The sequence below is a fragment of the Paenibacillus cremeus genome, from assembly GCF_007786445.1.
GTDB lineage: Bacteria > Bacillota > Bacilli > Paenibacillales > NBRC-103111 > Paenibacillus_G > Paenibacillus_G cremeus.
Genome location: NZ_VNJI01000053.1, coordinates 1 through 19,675, shown reverse-complemented (window position 1 = coordinate 19,675; position 19,675 = coordinate 1). Strand labels below are relative to the sequence as shown.

19 protein-coding genes are annotated in these 19,675 nt (G+C 51.5%); 16 read left to right on the top strand and 3 right to left on the bottom strand.

The annotated features are described in order from the left end of the window. Window positions 1–65 precede the first annotated feature (65 nt). Entirely contained in the window at window positions 66–596 is a 531-nt protein-coding gene (locus FPZ49_RS28655; protein ID WP_144853720.1) for an HAD family hydrolase, read from the top strand. A 132-nt stretch (window positions 597–728) separates the two neighbouring features. Continuing rightward, a complete protein-coding gene (locus tag FPZ49_RS28650) occupies window positions 729–938 on the top strand; it encodes a hypothetical protein (protein ID WP_144853718.1) in 210 nt (69 codons plus the stop codon). Between the two features lie 140 nt (window positions 939–1,078). On the opposite strand, the gene FPZ49_RS28645 is transcribed toward FPZ49_RS28650, so the two are convergent. Both FPZ49_RS28645 and FPZ49_RS28640 read right to left on the bottom strand, forming a co-directional pair. Further along, on the bottom strand, window positions 1,079–2,041 hold the full coding sequence (locus FPZ49_RS28645; protein ID WP_144853716.1) for an ABC transporter ATP-binding protein: 963 nt from the start codon (window positions 2,039–2,041) through the stop codon (window positions 1,079–1,081). Beyond that, complete coding sequence (locus tag FPZ49_RS28640) at window positions 2,038–3,030, bottom strand: ABC transporter ATP-binding protein (RefSeq protein ID WP_144853714.1); 993 nt, start codon at window positions 3,028–3,030, stop codon at window positions 2,038–2,040. The genes FPZ49_RS28645 and FPZ49_RS28640 overlap by 4 nt, the downstream gene beginning before the upstream one ends. Window positions 3,031–3,258: 228 nt before the next feature. Between FPZ49_RS28640 and FPZ49_RS28635 the strand changes: the two genes are divergently transcribed. Genes FPZ49_RS28635 through FPZ49_RS28605 form a run of 7 tightly spaced genes read left to right on the top strand, consistent with a single transcriptional unit; the run spans window position 3,259 to window position 10,006 of the window. Beyond that, the gene (locus tag FPZ49_RS28635) at window positions 3,259–4,824 is read left to right on the top strand and encodes an ABC transporter substrate-binding protein (protein ID WP_144853712.1); all 1,566 of its coding nucleotides are present in this window, start codon (window positions 3,259–3,261) and stop codon (window positions 4,822–4,824) included. Between the two features lie 11 nt (window positions 4,825–4,835). Continuing rightward, window positions 4,836–5,789, top strand: a complete 954-nt coding sequence (locus FPZ49_RS28630; RefSeq protein WP_144853710.1) for an ABC transporter permease — start codon at window positions 4,836–4,838, stop codon at window positions 5,787–5,789. Then, window positions 5,790–6,716, top strand: coding sequence for an ABC transporter permease (locus FPZ49_RS28625; protein ID WP_261381670.1), 927 nt, complete (start codon window positions 5,790–5,792; stop codon window positions 6,714–6,716). An 18-nt stretch (window positions 6,717–6,734) separates the two neighbouring features. Beyond that, a complete protein-coding gene (locus tag FPZ49_RS28620; protein WP_144853708.1) occupies window positions 6,735–7,223 on the top strand; it encodes an Lrp/AsnC family transcriptional regulator in 489 nt (162 codons plus the stop codon). Window positions 7,224–7,249: 26 nt separating this feature from the next. Then, window positions 7,250–7,846 carry a chromate transporter gene (locus FPZ49_RS28615; RefSeq protein WP_144853706.1) on the top strand — a complete coding sequence of 199 codons (597 nt, stop codon included), beginning with the start codon at window positions 7,250–7,252 and terminating at the stop codon, window positions 7,844–7,846. Further along, complete coding sequence (locus FPZ49_RS28610; RefSeq protein ID WP_144853704.1) at window positions 7,843–8,385, top strand: chromate transporter; 543 nt, start codon at window positions 7,843–7,845, stop codon at window positions 8,383–8,385. The genes FPZ49_RS28615 and FPZ49_RS28610 overlap by 4 nt, the downstream gene beginning before the upstream one ends. 16 nt (window positions 8,386–8,401) lie before the next feature. Further along, window positions 8,402–10,006, top strand: coding sequence for a gamma-glutamyltransferase family protein (locus tag FPZ49_RS28605; protein WP_144853702.1), 1,605 nt, complete (start codon window positions 8,402–8,404; stop codon window positions 10,004–10,006). A 76-nt stretch (window positions 10,007–10,082) separates the two neighbouring features. Here FPZ49_RS28605 and FPZ49_RS28600 read toward each other — a convergent pair whose 3' ends face one another. Then, complete coding sequence (locus tag FPZ49_RS28600) at window positions 10,083–10,529, bottom strand: MarR family winged helix-turn-helix transcriptional regulator (RefSeq protein WP_144853700.1); 447 nt, start codon at window positions 10,527–10,529, stop codon at window positions 10,083–10,085. Window positions 10,530–10,760: 231 nt separating this feature from the next. Here FPZ49_RS28600 and FPZ49_RS28595 point away from each other — a divergent pair, with 231 nt between their 5' ends. The 7 genes from FPZ49_RS28595 to FPZ49_RS28565 all read left to right on the top strand — a co-directional run bounded on the left by FPZ49_RS28595 (window position 10,761) and on the right by FPZ49_RS28565 (window position 19,458). Then, window positions 10,761–11,423: an HlyD family efflux transporter periplasmic adaptor subunit gene (locus FPZ49_RS28595; RefSeq protein ID WP_144853698.1), complete on the top strand. Its 663-nt coding sequence runs from the start codon at window positions 10,761–10,763 to the stop codon at window positions 11,421–11,423. A 24-nt stretch (window positions 11,424–11,447) separates the two neighbouring features. After that, complete coding sequence (locus tag FPZ49_RS28590) at window positions 11,448–12,767, top strand: efflux RND transporter periplasmic adaptor subunit (protein WP_144853696.1); 1,320 nt, start codon at window positions 11,448–11,450, stop codon at window positions 12,765–12,767. A 12-nt stretch (window positions 12,768–12,779) separates the two neighbouring features. Next, window positions 12,780–14,354, top strand: a complete 1,575-nt coding sequence (locus FPZ49_RS28585; protein ID WP_222429980.1) for a DHA2 family efflux MFS transporter permease subunit — start codon at window positions 12,780–12,782, stop codon at window positions 14,352–14,354. A gap of 39 nt (window positions 14,355–14,393) precedes the next feature. Continuing rightward, window positions 14,394–16,703 (top strand): S-layer homology domain-containing protein, encoded by a 2,310-nt coding sequence (locus tag FPZ49_RS28580; RefSeq protein ID WP_144853694.1) that lies wholly within the window; start codon window positions 14,394–14,396, stop codon window positions 16,701–16,703. Between the two features lie 252 nt (window positions 16,704–16,955). Further along, window positions 16,956–18,116 carry a S1C family serine protease gene (locus FPZ49_RS28575; protein ID WP_261381669.1) on the top strand — a complete coding sequence of 387 codons (1,161 nt, stop codon included), beginning with the start codon at window positions 16,956–16,958 and terminating at the stop codon, window positions 18,114–18,116. A 45-nt stretch (window positions 18,117–18,161) separates the two neighbouring features. Next, complete coding sequence (locus tag FPZ49_RS28570; protein WP_144853692.1) at window positions 18,162–19,175, top strand: copper amine oxidase N-terminal domain-containing protein; 1,014 nt, start codon at window positions 18,162–18,164, stop codon at window positions 19,173–19,175. After that, entirely contained in the window at window positions 19,156–19,458 is a 303-nt protein-coding gene (locus FPZ49_RS28565; RefSeq protein ID WP_144853690.1) for a hypothetical protein, read from the top strand. Before FPZ49_RS28570 ends, FPZ49_RS28565 begins: the two co-directional genes overlap by 20 nt. The last annotated feature ends 217 nt before the right edge of the window (window positions 19,459–19,675 follow it).

The following is a 19,675-nucleotide window of genomic DNA, read 5'->3' as shown; positions in this document are numbered from 1 at the left end:
TCCTTCTGAACGGCCAATTAACCTGTAGTTTACCCAAAATTTGATTATTAAGGAGATTTGCGACGATGAGCGAAAAAAAGCTGATTATTTTTCTCGATAGCGGCGATACCATTATTGATGAGGGCACGGAGATTCGGGACGACGAGCAAGTCGTCTTGAGGGCAAATGTGATCCCGGGCGCCGATACGATGGTCAAAAACTTATATGAGCGTGGATATACCCTGGCCTTAGTGGCCGATGGACTGGCGCAATCGTTCAAAAATATGCTGGTCCAAAACGGCATATACGATTGTTTTTCCGCGATGATTTACTCGGAGTGCATGAAGGTCAGCAAGCCGGACCGCCGGATGTTTAAGGCCGCGGTTGGTGCCCTTGATCTTAGCGAAGCGGATTACGGCCGCATTATTATGGTCGGCAACAACCTGAGCCGCGATGTCAAAGGTGCGAATGAATTTGGCATCACAAGCGTTCATTTGGCCTGGACACCCCGGTATCCGAAAACACCTGCGGACGAGAGTGAAAAGCCGGATTACACGATTAATACGCCCATGGAGCTTCTCGATTTGGTGGAAAAGCTCGAGGCGGAGTTAAGCTGACGCCGTTGGTAAAAATGATTTTATATAAAGATAGACAAAATTCGACGCTCCGGAAGTCTAGGTACAGGTATGATGGACTAAAAAAGGTTCATATTCCATGTGGATGCATGTACGCAGACTTGGGGGTCGGGTGTGAAAGTATTAACGCATGATTGCGAATTCAGCAACGCGGTTTTGTTCGGGGAATATGTTATGGTCCTAGATGCGGAGCAAAAAACCTATCTGCACGGCGGCCTGATTCGAATCTGCAACGAGGAGGGTGTCATCGTCGGCGATCGATATTTCGAGCGGAGCCGCGCGACGTTCGTCGTGATGCCACCCCCGCAGGTCTGCGGGGGATAGGGCATGCAACGCGGAAAACCCGCGTTGGAGCGCCGCAGCGGCGCCAAGCCCGACGTGCAACGCGCGGAAACTCCGCGTCGCCCCACAACGCCAAAAAGGATCAACCAGATGTTGTCTGGTTGATCCTTTTTGGCGTTGCTTTAATACAAATGACATGCCACAGCATGGCCGTCCTTGGTTTTCTTCATCTGCGGACGTTCTGTCTTGCAGATGTCCATGCAAGCGGAGCAGCGCGTGTGGAAGGCGCAGCCCGAAGGCGGATTCGCCGGGCTCGGCACGTCGCCGGTCAAGATGATGCGCTCCGGCGTTTTGCGCGGATCCGGATGCGGCACCGCCGACAGCAGCGCTTGAGTGTATGGATGCTGCGGGTTGCTGTACAGCTCGTGCTTATCTGCCAACTCCACCAAGCGACCGAGATACATCACGCCTACGCGGTCGCTGATATGGCGTACGACAGACAAATCGTGGGAGATGAAAATGTAGGTCAGCTTAAACTGCTCTTGCAGTTCTTTCATTAGATTGAGGATCTGCGATTGGATCGAAACGTCCAGCGCCGACACCGGCTCGTCCGCTACGATCAGCTTAGGTCTGGTAATCAGCGCCCGGGCGATCCCGATCCGCTGACGCTGGCCGCCGGAAAACTCGTGCGGATAGCGGTTGTAATGATGAGGCGTCAGCCCGACGATATTGAGAATTTCCAGCACGCGCTGCTTGCGCTCGGCGGCGGAGCCCAGCCCGTGAATGATCAGCGGCTCCTCGAGAATCGCCCCGACCGTCATCCGAGGGTTCAACGACGCGTAGGGATCCTGGAAAATGATCTGCAAATCGCGGCGCATGGCGCGCAGTTCGCCGCCCTTGAGCTTCGTCATGTCTTTGCCTTGAAACAGCACGGTCCCTTCCGATGGCTCAATCAGTTGGATGATTGAACGGCCGGTGGTCGACTTTCCGCAGCCGGACTCGCCAACGATCCCCAGCGTTTCGCCTTCCTTTACCTCAAAAGATACATCGTCGACCGCCTTGACAAAGCGCGTGGTACGCCCGAAGCCGCCGGATTTAATCGGAAAATATTTTTTGAGACCTTTAATTTCTAATAGATTGTTCACCGGGCTGCGACCTCCTTAGCGGCGTTTTCATGAATCCAGCAGCGGCTGAGCTGGCCGTTCTCCAGAGCGAACAGAGGCGGCGCCTCCTGCAGACATCTGGACTCGACGAACGGACAACGCGATGCAAAATGGCATCCCTGCTTCACGCTGCCAGGCAGCGGAACGTTACCGGGAATCGATTTGAGCCATTTGCTGTCTTCGCCCAGCTTCGGCATAGATTCCAGCAGACCTTGCGTGTACGGATGCGAAGGGGTTTCGAACAGGGAGATCACATCCGCCTGCTCCACGACTTGTCCTGCGTACATGACAACGACGCGCTGGCACATCTCAGCCACAACGCCCAGGTCATGCGTAATCAGCAGGATGGAGGTACCTTGCTTGCTGCGCAGCTCGCGCATCAAATCCAGAATTTGCGCCTGAATGGTCACATCGAGCGCGGTGGTCGGCTCATCGGCAATGAGCAGCTCCGGATCGCAGGACATCGCCATGGCGATCATCACGCGTTGGCGCATCCCGCCGGACAGCTGGTGCGGATACTCGTCCACAATCGCTTCGGCGCGCGGAATGTTCACCTTTTTCAACATCTGAATGGCGTGCTCGCGGGCTTGTGCTTTATTGTAGCCCCGGTGCAGCATGACCATCTCGCTCAGCTGCTTGCCGATCGTGTACACGGGATTCAGCGACGTCATCGGCTCTTGAAAAATCATCGCGATTTCGTTCCCGCGAATGCGCTGCATTTCTTCTTCCGGTACGTTCAGCAGGTTGCGTCCTTTATACAGGATTTCCCCATCGGTTATTCGTTTCCCGCCCTTAGGCAATAAACCCATTATGGTAAGAGACGTAACGCTTTTTCCGCAGCCGGATTCACCAACAATCCCCAGGGTTTCACCCTTTTGTAAGGTTAGGCTGACACCGTTGACAGCGGGAATGACGCGTCCCTCGCTAATAAAATGATTCTTAAGCTGACGAATTTCGAGCAAATTAGACATCGAAGACCCTCATTTCTCCCTGTAATATAGCGATGGGAAGCGATTACCACTTGCTTTTTTTTATTATCTACTTTCTCAGAAACCTTTTGTTTAGTCAATGGTTAATTTTATTGTTGAATTTGGTAGTTTTTCGTCGTATAGTATACAAAACGAAAGCGACCAAAGAGAAAAGCTTTCGGATTGTTAAGTAATAATTTGGTTATTCAACTACTTTAAGGAGGTAAAGCAATGAAGAAATCGTTTCGCTGGGGGTTAAGCGCATTACTGGCACTTACTATGGTTGCAGCAGGCTGCAGCAGCAATAAGGCCGCCTCTACTACCAAACCTGCATCAACTGATACCAAGGCTGCTGCGACAACAGCGCCTAAAGCCGGAGGTACGCTCAGCATTGAGATTAATGCGGATCCGCCGAAGCTGGATCCATCCCTTTCGACTGCTCTAGTAGACCGTCAAGTGTTTCAAAGTATTTTCGACAAATTAGTAGATACGGATGCCAACGGGAAAATCATTCCGATGCTGGCTGAAAAATGGGAAATTTCCCCAGACCAAAAAACGTATACCTTCAAATTGCGCCAAGGCGTAAAATTCCAGGATGGTACGGACTTCAACGCTGACGCGGTAAAATTCACGTTCGATCGCAACATGGAAAAGAACTCCGTTCGCCGCGGTGAGCTTTCCGAAGTGGACAAGGTAACCGTTTCAGATCCTTATACAGTAGTAGTTACATTGAAAAACCCGTTTGCACCATTCTTGTCGGTTTTGACAGACCGTGCCGGGATGATCGTATCTCCTGATGCGGTGAAAAAATACGGCGAAGACTTCCTTAACCACCCAGTGGGTACAGGTCCTTTCGTATATAAAGAGCGCGTGAAGGGCACGTCCGTAACGCTGGAGAAAAACCCGAACTACTGGGTGAAAGGGCAGCCATACCTGGATAAAGTCGTGTACAAAGTGTTCACGGACTCCAACGTTGGTTTGACCAACCAGAAGAGCGGGCAAGTCGATATCATGACGAACTTCCCTTATAAAGAAATCACGAACATGGCTAACGATCAAAACATTAAGGTCATGAACCTGGCGGGCCAAGGCTACCAAGGGATTCACTTGAATACGTCCAAAGCGCCGTTCAATAACAAAGAGCTGCGTCAAGCCGTGGATCTGATGATTGACCGTGACGCATTGATCAAGGTAGCACTGAACGGAGCGGGTACGCCTGCACATTCCCCGTATGCACCGTCTCACTTCTCTTATGGCGATTCGGATAAAGCTGCAAAACCAAATGTCGAGAAAGCGAAAGAGCTGTTGAAAAAAGCAGGCAAGCCGGATGGCTTCTCCTTCACGCTTAAAATCGGAACGACGCCGACGAACCAGCAAGTGGGCGAAATGGTACAAAGCATGCTGAAGCCTGCAGGCATCACTGTGAACCTGGAAAAAGTGGAATTCGGTACTTTGCTGGAGCAAGCGAAGAGCGGCAACCACGAATCCGCCCAATTAGGCTGGAGCGGAAGACCGGATCCGGACCAAAACATCTTTGACTTTGCCTTCACCGGCGCTTCCAACAACTACTCCCAGTACAGCAACCCAGAAGTGGACAAGCTGCTGAAAGCGGGTCGTGCCGAAGGCGACGAGGCGAAACGTAAAACGATTTACAACGATCTGATGAAGGTTTTGAACGACGACGACGAATATGTTTACCTGTGGCACTCCAACAACGTATTCGGTATTTCCAAAGGGGTACAAGGCTTCGCGTACATTCCGGACGGCTTGGTCCGTACGGCAACTATCAGTAAGTAAGGAGAATCCGTATGGCTTTTTTAGTCAGGCGTCTGCTAATGGCCGTTCCTGTCATCTTCATTGTAACAATAATGGTCTTTTCATTACTTCATATGCTTCCGGGCGATCCGGCAACGGTCATTCTGGGACAAGAAGCGACGCCGGATGCGGTGGCGGCTTTGCGTGACGAGCTTGGCTTAAACAAGCCTATCGTGATTCAATATCTCGATTGGATGGGAGGAGTGCTCCAGGGAAACCTGGGGCGCTCGCTCGTCGATCGCTCACCGGTATGGGAGCTCATCACGCAACGCTTTCCGGCAACGCTTGAGCTGACAATCGGTACCTTCATCGTCTCGCTGCTGATCGCGGTTCCAGCCGGGATCTTATCTGCAACCCGTCAAGGCAAATGGGTCGATTATCTCAGCACCATTTTGGCGCTCGGCGGCATGTCGATTCCTCACTTTTGGCTGGGAATGATGATGATCGTCTTTTTCTCGGTTCAGCTGGGCTGGCTTCCTGCCTCGGGCTATGTTCCGTTCTCGGAGGACCCGCTGGGCAACCTGTCTGCGATGATCATGCCGATTGTAGCTACAGGCCTCAGGGAGTCGGCAGTACTGATGCGGATGCTGCGCAGCAGCCTGCTGGAAGTGATGCATGCGGATTTCGTCCGTACGGCGTACTCCAAAGGGCTGAAAGAGCGTGCGGTCGTGCTCGGCCACGCGCTGAAAAACGCGCTTGTGCCTGTTGTAACCACCAGCGGCTTGATTGTAGCCGGTTTGCTCGGAGGTCTGGTCATCACGGAACAAATCTTCTCGATTCCGGGCTTTGGCCGATTGATTGTCGAGTCGATCTTCCGTCGTGACTATGTCACCGTACAAGGCGCAATTCTCGTCTCTGCGTTAATGGTCGTTGTCGTGAACCTTGTTGTTGATTTGGCGTATGCATTAATTGATCCAAGAATCAAAATGGGGAAGGGGTCCGAATAAATGAGTACGCAAGCAGGTGCCAACCTTTCCCAACCAAGCAACCGTATGAATACCCCTACGAACCAGGATACGCTGGGTAAAGCGGAGAGCCGCAGCCGGATCATGCTGCGCAGATTTCTTCGCAATCGCCTCGCTGTATGCGGCGCGATTATTATTGGCTTGCTCGTCATTGCGGCGATTTTTGCTCCCGTTCTGGCCACCCATGACCCGTTCAACCAGAATTACTCCGATCTGCTGCAGAAGCCGAGTGGTGATCATTGGCTGGGCACGGACGATCTCGGACGAGATACCTTCTCCCGTTTGCTGTATGGCGCTAGATTGTCGCTGGAAGCGGCACTCGTCTCTGTAGGCATTGCCGTAGTGATCGGTGTACCGATCGGATTGCTTTCGGGTTACTTCCGGGGCTTCTGGGACGATTGGGTCGTTATGCGTCTGGTCGATGCGATGCAGGCGTTTCCTTCGCTGATTTTGGCGCTGGCGATGGCGGCGGCGCTTGGCGGCGGCTTTTTCAACGCGATGGTGGCGATCGGGATCGGCTTTACGCCGGCCTTCGTTCGGATCACGCGAGCGCAGGTGCTGACCGTTCGCAACCTGGAGTACATCCAGGCGGCCAAAGCGATCGGCGCGCGCAATTGGCGGATCATGTTCCTGCACGTGCTGCCGAATTCCATGGCTCCACTGATGGTGCAAATCACGTTGTCCATGGCCGCGGCGATCATTGCCGAAGCGAGCTTGTCCTACTTGGGCCTTGGGGCCAGACCTGAGGAGCCGAGCTGGGGCTCGATGCTGCATATTGCGCAGGGCTACTTGAATATTGAACCGACACTGGCGATTTGGCCGGGGATGTCGATTTTCCTCGTCGTACTCGGATTTAACTTCCTTGGCGACGGTATTCGCGAAGTGCTCGACCCTAAGCTTAAACGATAGTTTAATGGAGGTATTACGATGGTTTATGCCTATTCCGAAGAGAATGTGATGCCGACCATGGAATTGGATGAAGTGGACCAGCAAATATTAGAAGCGCTGCATGAGAACAGCCGAATTTCGTATACCGATTTGGCCAAAAAAATCGGTTTGTCCCGGATCGCTGTGCAGCAGCGGATCTCCACCCTCATTGAGGAGGGAGTCATCGAGCGCTTCACCGTGGTCATCAATCCGGCGAAGGTTGGAATCCAGGTATCGGCATTTTTCAACGTGGATATTGAACCGCGATTTTTGGACGAGGTCGCAGAGAAACTGTCCAAAGAACCTCCAGTAACAAGCCTATATCATATGTCGGGACCGAGTACGCTGCATATGCACGGCGTATTTCGAAATATGCACGAGATGGAAAACTTTTTGCTCCAAACGCTTTATGCCATGCCGGGGATTGTGCGCGTAGACAGCCAGCTGCTGCTGCGCCGGTACAAGAGCCGAATGGGGATGAAGCTGTAAGAGCGTGGTAAGGGGATTAGCAGCTTATGAGCACGAAAACTTACAAAGAGCTCACGATCGGCATGGCACGAGCCGGCGTCTTGGGCTTTGGCGGCGGGCCTTCCGTAATCCCTCTGATCCGTTACGAAGCAGTAACGAAGTACCAATGGATGGACGATAACGAGTTTGGCGAAATATTGGCCATTGCCAACACCTTGCCGGGTCCGATTGCGCCGAAAATGGCCGCTTATTGCGGATACCGGTTAAACAAAACGATGGGAGCAGTTGTAGCCGTTCTCGCTCACATTCTCCCAACCAGCTTGGCGATGATCGCCTTGCTGGGCTTTCTGTACATGCTGCAGCATTCGCCAGTGGTGGCGGGCATGATTGCGGCGGTACGACCCGTGATTGCCGTGATGCTGGGGCAGATGGCGTACGAATTTGCTGCGAAGTCGGTCAAAGGGCTTGGAAAGCTCGGGGCCTTGATTTTTGGAGTGATCGCGTTCGTGCTGCTGTCGGTGCTGGATGTACATCCGGGGATCGTCGTGGCTATCGCGTTACTCTATGGCGCGTTTCATTTCAGACTCATGGCGTCGCGAAGCAAGGCTAAGGATGCAGCCGCACAGAAGGGGGCATCCGCATGATACTGCTCAAGCTGTTTTGGGGATTTTTTGTTGCGAACATTCTCGGGTACGGCGGTGGGCCGTCCTCGATTCCACTCATTCAAGAAGAGGTGGTCAATCACTATGGTTGGCTTACGACCGCTCAATTCGCTGACGTGCTTGCGGTAGGCAACGCGCTGCCGGGGCCGATCGCCACCAAGATCGCCGCATTTGTCGGCTATCAGCAGGCGGGCTGGGTAGGGCTGCTCGTCACGACCTTGGCGACGGTAGCGCCTTCGGCGATTGGCCTGATCGTGCTGCTTAAAGTGTTGGATCGCTTCCGTAAATCGTCTGCGGTAAAAGGCATGTCGCTGCTGGTGCAGCCGGTGCTGGCCGTGATGATGATCGCTATGACCTGGGAGCTGGCGCACGTATCGTATACGTCCATCGGGATTTGGCACTCGCTAGGGATCGGTGCGGTATCGCTCTGGGCGTTCACCAAAGGGAAGATTCATCCCGCATTTGTCATTCTAGGCGCATTTGTGTATGGCGGATTGGTTTTATCCGGAATATTGGTTTGAAAGGAAGAACAATCTCATGAACTTTGATGCACGATATCATCCTTATGCCTCCCGCAGATCGCCGATGTATGCGCGTAACGGGATGGTAGCTACCTCGCAGCCGCTTGCAGCGCAGGCGGGGCTCTCGATTTTGCGCAAAGGGGGCAACGCCATCGACGCGGCGATTGCTACCGCGGCTGCACTCACGGTGGTCGAGCCAAGCGCTAACGGAATTGGCGGCGATTCGTTCGCCCTCGTTTGGACGCAAGGCAAGCTGCACGGGCTAAACTCCAGCGGTGCTGCACCGCAAAGCATTTCCGTTGACGCGCTGAACACTGCAGGCGTGAAGGAAATTCCGAAGTATGGCTTTATCCCGGTGACGGTACCGGGTGCACCGGCGAGCTGGGCAGAGCTATCCCGCAAGTTCGGTAAGCTGCCCCTCAAGGAAGTGCTGCAGCCGGCGATTGATTACGCGGCGAACGGCTTCCCGATCTCCGCAGGCATCTATTGGAAGCGCGCGACGGATATCTTCAAAGCGAACCTGAAGGGCGAGCAGTTTGAAGAGTGGTTCCGCGTGTTCTCGCCAGAAGGTCAAGCACCTAAGATCGGCCAAATGTGGCGTCTGCCGGATCATGCCAAGACGCTTCAAGAGATCGCCGATACGGATGCCGAATCGTTCTATCGCGGAGATCTAGCGGAGAAAATCGACCGCTTCTCGAAGCAATACGGCGGCTATATCCGCAAAGAAGATTTGGCGGCGTTCAAGCCGGAGTGGGTCGATCCGATCAGCGTGAACTACCGTGGATACGACGTGTGGGAAATTCCTCCGAACGGTCACGGTCTCGTGGCGTTGATGGCGCTTAACATTTTGAAGGGCTATGAGTTTGGCGAGCGCGATACCGTAGACACCTACCATAAGCAGATCGAAGCGATGAAGTTGGCGTTTGCCGATGGCCAGAAGTACATTGCCGATGCTCGCAAAATGTCTGTCAGCGTGAAGGACCTGCTGTCTCCAGCGTATGCTGAAGAGCGCCGCCGCCTGATCGGCGACCAAGCATTGACGCCGGCTCCGGGCACGCCTCCAAGAGGCGGTACGGTGTACCTCTGTACGGCGGATGGCGAAGGCAACATGGTGTCGTTCATTCAAAGCAACTACATGGGCTTCGGCTCCGGTCTGGTTGTGCCTGGCACAGGCATCGGGCTGCATAACCGCGGTCATAACTTCAACCTGGATCCGACGCACGACAACTGCCTGGAGCCGGGGAAAAAGCCTTACCACACGATTATCCCAGGCTTCATGACGAAGGACGGCGCTCCTGTAGGCCCGTTCGGCGTAATGGGCGGATTCATGCAGCCGCAAGGCCATGTACAAATGGTGATGAATACGGTCGATTTCCAACTCAATCCGCAAGCGTCGCTGGATGCTCCAAGATGGCAGTGGATGGAAGGCAAAACGATCGAGTTCGAGCATGCTACGCCATCGCATATCGTAGAAGCGTTAGCGCGCAAAGGGCACGATGCCAAGTGGACGCTCGGCTCCATTCCGTTTGGCCGGGGTCAGATCATTTGGCGGGACAACGAGACGGGTGTCCTGGTCGGAGGTACGGAGCCTCGCACCGACGGTCAAGTCGCCGCATTCTAATGAAACAAAAAAGCATTGTCATGGCAGCTCAAGCTCCAAATGGAGATCTGGCTCGTGGCAATGCTTTTTCTTCGTTTTATTCGCATTTAAATGAGGGGTCCAAATCGGCGGCAGCTCGATTCAGCTTGTGCAGCAGCTGACCGAACATCCGGCATTCCTCATCGGTCCACTCTTTCGTCATTTCCTTCAATCGGGCAGAACCGGCTTTTCTAAATTCGCCTAGTTTCGTTTTTCCTAATTCCGTCGGCTCCACGAAGAAGGCTCGTTTATCCAGCGGATCGGGAACCTTTTGTGCATAGCCTTTTTGAATTAGAGCCGCAACCTGTCGGCTAACGGTGGAGATATCGATTCGAAAATCTTCCGAAAGCGCTTTAACTCCTGCTGGGCCTTGCGTAGAAATTTGATGCAGAATTAGAAAGGCCGCACGGTCGAGCTCATATTTCTTGGCATAGCTCATCGCTGTAAGCCGGCGTACCATTACCGCCAATTCCAGCTCTATAACTTCAAACGAACGCTCATTCATCTATGGTCACCTCAGTAAAATATTTGAAATAGTTTGACATTTGACAGGACATTAGGTCGTCATATAATATAGTTTCATACTACAACTTGTTGAGAGGTGAGTCAACTTTTTGGCTCTAATAGCAGGAGACAATGAATAAATTGCCCGCCTGAGCGCCAAGAAACAGTTCAATGCGGGGAATTTCTTTGTGTTTTAAGGATTTCAAATTTTAAGCAAAGGCAGGAACAAAGGATGAAACGTAAAGCGTTATTGTATGTCATCTTAACGGCATTGGTCGTTGTTGGTGGCGGGATCGGCGGTTACTTCTGGTACGAAGGTCAAAATTACATCTCTACCGATGATGCAAGGCTGGCCGGTGATATTTACAAAGTCATGCCCCGAATCACAGGTAAAGTTACGTCTTTAGGCGTTAATGAAGGGGATCATGTCTTAGCCGATCAAATTATCGGAACACAGGACAACAACAACTTGCCGACGAGCAGCTTGGATCAAGCGACGCTCCGATCGCCGATTGACGGTACCGTTATTAAGACGATGGTGAAGGCCGGAGAAGTTTCCTCGCCGGGTCAAACGGTAGCGATGGTAGTAGATACGAACAAATTGTACGTATCGGCTAACATTGAAGAAACCGAGATCAACAAGATTCATGAGGGTCAGGCGGTTGAATTCCATTTGGACGGCTTCTCAGGCAAAGTGCTGACCGGGAAAGTGCAAGAGATCAGCAAAGCGACAGCCTCTACGTTCTCCTTGCTTCCATCCACGAACACGAGCGGCAACTTCACCAAGGTTACGCAGCGCGTGCCGATCAAAATTTCGATTGACGATCATCAAAATCTTGATTTGTCGCCGGGCATTAGTGCCACGATCAAGATTCACTTAAAAAGTATCTCATAATTAGAGAGAGAGGAGCTAGCCCCCATGAAAAAACGAAATGTAATGCTCGCCCCAGCAGCTTTAGCGCTTGCGGCTGTGATCGTCCTTCCCGGCTGCGGATCGGCCGTTTCCGGCCAAGCGCAGGCTGCTGGCGAGTCGGTTCAATTAATGAAGCTTGGCCAGACGGCTACCGCAGGCCTCAGCGGTAAAATTATTCCGGATCAAGACATTAAGATTGTATCCAAGGTATCCGGCAAGGTAGCTGCAGTGAATGTCCAGGAAGGCACCAAAGTGGCCAAGGGAGATGTGCTCGTACAGCTCGAAACCACAGACCTGGAGGAGCAAGTGAAGCAGGCTGCCTCTTCCCTAGAAGGCGCGCAAGCGAAGCTGGGCGATACGGAAGCCGGAGCCCGCAAGCAAGAGATCGACGGGCTGCAAAGCACGGTAGACGCTGCTCAAGGCGCATATGATCAAGCTACGGCTGCAGTAGAGCAAGCCAAGGCTGCACTCGATTTGTCCACCAGCACTTATAATCGTTTACGTAATGCCTATGACAGCAACTCAGGTGTAACCAAAGAAGATTTGGATAAAGGCACCATGGATTATCAACGTACCCAAGCTGCTTATGCTCAGGCGCAGGCAGCACAAAAAGCGGCGGGGGCACAGGTACAGGGCGCAAGCTCCAAGCTTCAGCTAGCTAAGGTCGGTGCGACAGATAACACGATTAAAGCGCTGAAATCGGACGTCGAGCGTCTTGGCGCTGGTCTGGAGCTGGCAAACAGCAGCCTAAGCAACGCAACCGTAACCGCGCCGATTGACGGGATGATTGTGAAGAAGAGCATCTCCGTTGGCGAGCTGGCGCAGGCAGGCGTGCAGATTCTTTCGCTGGTCAACATGGATCAAGTACAAGTCGAGCTTAGTGTGGCCGATAGCCAAATTGCTCAAGTGAAAACGGGGATGCCGGTTGATGTAACGGTCGCCAACCTGCCGGGTAAAACGTTCAAAGGCGTTATTGCTTTCGTTAGCCCGGTTTCCAACGCGAACAGCAACACATTCCCTGTCAAGGTGAAGATGGACAATAAAGACGGTCAGCTCTTTGCCGGGATGGTAGCGGAAGTGAAGCTGAACGGGACACAGGACAGCCGTTTGGAAGTGCCGAAGAGCGCGATCGTGAAAAAGGATCAGAAAGAATATGTATTCGTTGCAGATAATAATCATACGGCGCACCTCGTGGAAGTGAAAACGGAAGAGAAAAACCAAAGCTGGGTTTATGTGCAAGCCAGCGATAAGCTGAAGGCCAATGATCAAATCATTGTCAATCCGACGGACAAAATCTCCGAAGGCACGCAGGTAAAAGCCGGATAGGAGGCTAGAGCTATGGCCGAAGCATCGGCAGTAAATCAACCGGGATCGGAAGATAATGGGAAAATGTGGCTGTCGCTCATCGCGATCGTCATGGGTACGTTCGTAGCGGTACTCAACTCCAGCTTAATGAACGTAGCGATGAACAAGTTCGTTTCCGTCTTCGGTTCGGATATTAATACCATGCAATGGGTTATTACGGGATATACATTGGCTTCGGCTATGGTTATTCCCATGAGTGGGTTCTTGGGCGCGAGATTCGGCAATAAGACGATCTTTGTCTATTCTGTCGCCGGGTTTACGTTATTTTCCGGGTTAAACGGCTTAGCATGGAGTGCGGGCTCCATGATCGCCTTCCGGATTCTCCAAGGCTTTGTCGGCGGATTTATTATGCCCATCGGGATGTCGATTATTTATTCGGCCTTCCCGAAGGAGAAGATCAGTACAGCGATCGGCCTATGGGGCGTTGCAGCGATGTGTGCCCCGGCTTTGGGTCCCACTTTTGGCGGCTATTTGATTCAAAATTTCAGCTGGCGCCTGTTGTTTTTCATTAACGTGCCGATCGGGATTTTGGCTGTTATCATGGGGAAGATCCTGCTCAAAGACTCGCCTAGAAAAATGGGTTTGAAGTTTGATACACCCGGAGCGCTTCTGTCGATGACGTTCTTTGGGAGCTTGCTGCTCGCATTGAGTAAAGGGCAGTCAGAGGGCTGGACTTCGCTGTTCATTGTCAGCCTGCTGTATGTTTCCGTCTTTAGTCTACTGCTCCTCATTTGGGTGGAACTTGGAAGCAAGAATCCAGTGCTCGACCTAAGATTGTTTAAAAACTTTAAATTTACCATTAGCGTGATATCGGGTTCATTAGTTATGATGGGGATGATGGGTGGTACGTTTTTAACGCCGCTGTACTTGCAAAATATTCAAGGGCTCTCGGCCATGCAGACGGGCATTGTCATGATGCCGCAGTCGGTCGCCATGGCGCTGATGATGCCAATTAGCGGAAAGCTGGCGGATCGGTTCGGGATCGTTCCGCTTTGTATGGTAGGGCTATCCATTCTCGGGGTTACGACGCTGGAGCTGCATCACTTGACTACCGATACTCCGAATCATTGGCTCGATACGCTGCTCACGATTCGCGGGATTGGGATTGGTTTATGTATGATGCCTCTCACTACGGCAGGGATGCGCGCCGTATTGCCTCAGCAGGTAGGTAATGCTTCGCCGCTGTCCAATGTTTGCCGTCAGGTGGCAGGTTCCCTCGGGATCGCGATTTTTACGGCAATCATGAGCAATCGTCAGGTCGTTCATTATTCGCATATCTCGGACAGCGTTCAGGTGGATTCGCTTATCGCCAACAACACGTTGTCGATGCTGACCGGCGCGATTTATTCGTGGTCGGTGGATACGGCTACGGCGACAGGAACGGCGGCTGCCTATTTGGCAGGCTTCATGCAGAAGGAAGCGCTCGTGCGCTCGATTGCCGATACCTTTTATTTATCTGCTATTCCGGCATTTTTATGCATCCCGTTCGTTCTCTTGTTTATTCAACGGAAAAAGGCGGCGGCTCCAGCAGCTGGAGTGAAAGAGTAACTATAGAATCCTTTAATTAGGAGAGGAGAATTACTACTTATGAAAAAATCATTATCCGTAATGCTGAGCACGGCTATGGCACTGGCTGTTTTCTCGAACGTGGCGGTCGGATCTGCGGCGGCCAAATCGTCCACGGATTTCAGCGACCTGGCAGGACTGGATGCTACAACGAAGGCCAAATTCGATGCGATGATCTCGGCCGGCATTTTTGATGGCGTGAGCGATGGCGTGTTCGGGGTGAACGACCGCATGAACCGCGCCCAATTCGCTAAAGTCGCTGCGCTGGTTTTCGGCTTGAAGGTGGACACGACGCTGCGCGTCTCCAGCTTCAGCGACGTGAGTGCGAATGACCCGGCGAACGGCTATGCACTGCCTTATATCGAGGCGCTGAAAGCTGCTCACCTCACCGACGGCTACGGACCAGGCACATACAATCCGGCTGGTGAAGTTAGCAAAGAGCAATTGGCCGCTTTCCTGCTTCGCGGTCTGAACAAAGACGCTGAAGCGAAAGCAACGGCAGGGCTGACATCGGACAGCACCGTGTCCTCTTGGGCAAAAGGCTATGCAGCGTTGGCGCTTCAGCTGGGCCTGATGGGCAAAGAAGCCGACGGTACGTTCGGCGGCGTGTCCCCGGCGATTCGTCAGCTGCTGGTCACTTCCTCGTATGAGGCGAAGCAGCAGTATGTCCCTGGTGTAATATCCGCCGGAGAGATCCCTGCGGAAGTACTTACCGCTTATGCGTTGAACGGCAATACGAATGCCCGCGTCAAAAGCGTGCTGCAAGAGAAAACTGTTGACGGCTGGAGAATCGGTGCAGTTGTAAAGCTGGATAACACGACGGGCTCGACCGTGCGTGTTCCTGATTATGAGCTGCGTGTGCAAACGACGGATGGCACCGTGCTTACGCTTCAACCAAGCGCAAGCAATGCGAAGTCCATCAACCCGCAGAGCGATGTGACGCTAAGCTACATGGCTGACGTGAATGTGAAAACGGACATTAACCTGTCGACGCTGCGTTTTATCGATGTAGATCTGACCGTTTATCCTAAGAAAGAAACATTGCTTGCAGAGGTTCCGGTTCAATCGATGGTATGGCGCGGGAAAGACGCGGTCATCACGGGTTCGACGCTTTTGGGCGACTGGGGTGCATCCTTCTCCGCACCGGGCGTGACGTCTGCACTGAAATATTCGGCTACCACGTTGTCTAAGCAGTTTGTGGGACAAACGCCAACTTATCTCGTGCAAGTGAAAGTCGTTAATACGGGCAGCTACGCTGAAACCGTGCCGGACTTTACCCTTAGCGGCAAGTCGGATACCCAGACGTACGTCGGTAAACGAGTGGAAGAGGGAGCCATCACGCTGAATCCGGGTGAGACTAAGAACATTCATTTTGCCGTCACAACCGATGCGAACACGACTTTGAATGCCTTCTATGTGCTAGCGCAGGAAAGCTTCCTGAAGCAAGGCGCGACAACACCGATCCAATACTATACCGGCCGCATCGGCTTCCGTCTGCCGACCGGGGATACCACTGTAACGACAGGAGCAGACTATACGTACGGCTCGACAATGGCTTTTGACTCGTCGGATAACTTTATTAACCCGAGTCTGGCGGTTTCGCTGCAAGAGCTGCATGTTACAGACAATACCGAAGCAGGTAACAAAACCGGTCTAGCGAAGTTCAAGCTGGTGAACCGAGGCGATAAGCCGATCCCAATGCCTGCGTTCCAAGCGGAGCTGGCTGGCAAAGACGGAAACGCCTATACTGGCACTCGCCAAACCGTAGGTACAACAGACATTGCTCCGGGTACAGCGGTTGTCGTAAGCTATGGCTTTAACATCCCATCGACCGATACGAACGACAAGTATACGCTGAATATCCAGAGTCTGCTTGGAAGCAGCGCACAAGGTCAACCGACGTACAAGTCCACGATCGCCAGCTACAACGTGAAGGTGCAAGGGGATGACGATCGAAAAAGCATTTCGCTCTATCCGTTTACACTGAACTTTAAGAGCTGGGCGCTGTCTCAGTTGACAAGTATGGGTTCGACTGGCTTCACGTATACGTATAAATTAAGCTTGGATCTAGATCTTACTCGTGATCCTGATGTCGTGCTGGATCCGAACTTCTCGAAGCTGAAATTCGAACTGGTGGATGCTCTAGGCATTTCGTTAGGCTCCACGTCCTTCCCACTGACAGGTGTGAATCATATTGTGAGCGGAGAGCAGAAGCTGACCTTCACGAATCTCAACCAAGACCAAGTTCGCAACAACATTACGGTAAAAGTATACGAAGCTATGACGACGCCGAACGGCGAAGTGGATCGGTTTATTACGGAACTGAAATAATAGTACGGAAGAAGAGAGTCCGACCTTTGAATAAGGTCGGGCTCTTTTTTTATATATTTTTAATAGTTTGTTTGGCTATATTTAATATTTTTGTGTAAAATCCGACAGATTTTTCTTTAAGGTTATATTAATATTAATTTAATGTTGGCTAATAGTACCATAATCAATGGTAGTCTTTATTCATATAGTAGAGACACTCTTGGTTCTCGCTGCCATACTGTTGCCGTCAATTGTAATATGAATCGTACTATTTTGCCTAATTTATGGAAGGAGTGTCACCCGCTGTTTAATCCACAACGCATGAAAACCGCTATCGTATTCCCCATTGCCGCTGCTATTGCTATAAGCAGTCCGATGGCCTGTTTTGCACAAGAACATGAAGTGAAGGCAACCGACATTAACGGAGATGTTTATGTGAAGCTGAGCGATTTGAAGGGACTGCTTAGTGCTAGTTCCGGTTCTTACGATTCCGGCTCCGGGACCTACACCTTCGAAACCAGCGATCCGATCGTCGAGATTGCGAAGAAAACCTCACCGTCGGTGGTTGCCATCATCGGCAAGTCACAGCTCAAAAGCGGAGAAAGCTCCTCCAAGAACGATCGCTTTAACTTGATTCACGGCACAGGCGTCGTCTGGGAATCCAATGGCTGGATCGTAACCAATGCGCACGTAGTCAAAGATATGGCGCAAATCACGGTCGTTACCTACGATGGACATCAATACGCAGGCAAAAAAATGTATGTCGATGAAGAAAGCGACTTGGCGCTGGTGAAAATCGATGCGACGGATCTAGTGAAAGCCACTTTTGCTGAGAAATTGGATGTGGAGGTCGGGGATCCGGTTATTGCCATCGGTACACCGATCTCATTCACGTTGCGGAATACGGTGACCTCCGGAATCATCAGCGGACTCGGTCGCTCTGTGAACTCTACCTATCGCCTGCTGCAAACGGATGCGGCCATTAACCCTGGCAATAGCGGGGGAGCTTTGGTGAACGCCAAGGGAGAGGTTATTGGAATCAATTCCTTGAAGTATGCCGCAGCTGGAATCGATAACATCGGCTTCGCCATTCCTTCGGAAACGGTCATTTATGTCATCAACAACTTTATGCAGTATGGCAAAGTAAATCGTTCTACGCTCGGGATGAATCTGGAGGAAAGCTGGGCCGCAGTGGTCGGCTTGCCTACGGAAGATCCGCTGAAGGTCATTACTGTGAATAAAAATTCAGGAGCAGAGAAGACGGGCGTCGTGTCCGGCGATTTGCTTTACTCCATTGACGGCGTAAGCATCAATACGATTGTCGACGTCAATGAGCTGCTCAAGAAATACACGCCAGGCCAGACGGTGACGTTGAAAATGCTGTCGGGCGGAGACCTGGTAGAGCGCGAGCTCGTGTTAAGCGAAAGCAAATAAAAAGACAAAGAAAATATTCTATATGGCAAGGGGACAATCCATTCTATGAACAAATTGTTGGCGTCGATCGCACTGAGCACGATGATTATTTCCTCCGTAGGCGTGCTGCCTGCGGGAGCGGAAGAAAGCAAAAACATTAATATTCGTCTACAGATCGACAACGAAGAAATGCAGATGAACGATTCCAAGATCAAGGTGGAAAAGCCGTTCTTGGATAATGGCTCGACGCTGGTACCTCTGCGTGTCATCACGACCGCATTTGGCGCGACCATTAAGTGGAACGACCAGACGCAGTCCGTCGAACTGGCGTATGGCAACCAAGTGATCGTTTTAAAAATCGGCAGCACAGAAGGTACCTTGAACGGCAAAAAGATCGATATTCCAGTCGCTCCGCAATTGAAGAATGGAACGACAATGGTGCCGCTTCGCTTTATTTCCGAAACGTTCGGCGCGAAGGTGGAGTTTGATGCCAGCACGCAATCGATCACCATCACCGGCGGCGTGAAGCTTGCGGATACTAAGGACGGGGGCAGTAACATTGACGAGGATGCCGGCAAAACGTTCATTGGCGACAGCTACCTTCAATGGTCTATGAAGTATCCTACGGGCTTGATCAAGTCGAATCAATCGTTTAGAGACAGCTCGATTACATTCAAGGACGCGAAAAACGAGTACGCTCTTTATATCGGAATTTCCGATCTGGACAGCAAATTATCCAATGATGCCTTAATTAAAGAAATCACCGACGATGTGAGCGGGACCATTATTAGTAAGACATACGTTTCGAATGCCAAGTATCCGTATGCTAGCGTCGTAACGAAGGATAGTAAATCAGCGTATACCGTCTATCGTGCGATTCAGCAAAACAATCGGCTGTATATCATCACTCTTTATGTGCAGAAAGAAGAAAATTACAAGAGTGATGAAAAAATGAGCTTTTACAACGACCTAATCGATAGCTTTGCTCCGGAATTCACGGGAAGTAAGTCCGATGTGAAGGATATTTCCACGGTAAAAGATGGATGGAGAACTTATACGGATGCCCAATTCCGGTATTAGCTTGAATGTGCCTGCTACTTGGAGTAAAGCATCAAGCAGTGAATGGATCAGTCTGTATAATGCAGATGAGAAGGCTTCTGTGGATGTCCGTGTTACCTCTGCTGTCGATGGAGATACGGTGGATCAATGGGCCAATCGTGAGAAGACATATATGAGCAATACCTTCCTTCCAAGTTATATTCAAATCGAACCAATCAGCGACGTAAAAGTTTCTGACATCTCTGCAAAGCAGCTAAAATACGCTTATAATTATGGAGATGCTGCTAAAAAGCATACGGTTTAGGGACTGTTGACAAAGTATGGCTAGGGAGTAAGTTCCCTAGCCATACTTCAGTTTTTGGCATATTTTCTCTTGAATTGTTGTGATTTGCGGTGGTTAACTTCCCCCTTATACCGCTCTTATCATACGTTTTATGTTTAAAGCCAATGCGGAAAAAAGGCAATGTTCGGTGGCGTTCCGAATGCCCTTCTTGTAGGTCTGTGTGAGGTTATGACATCTT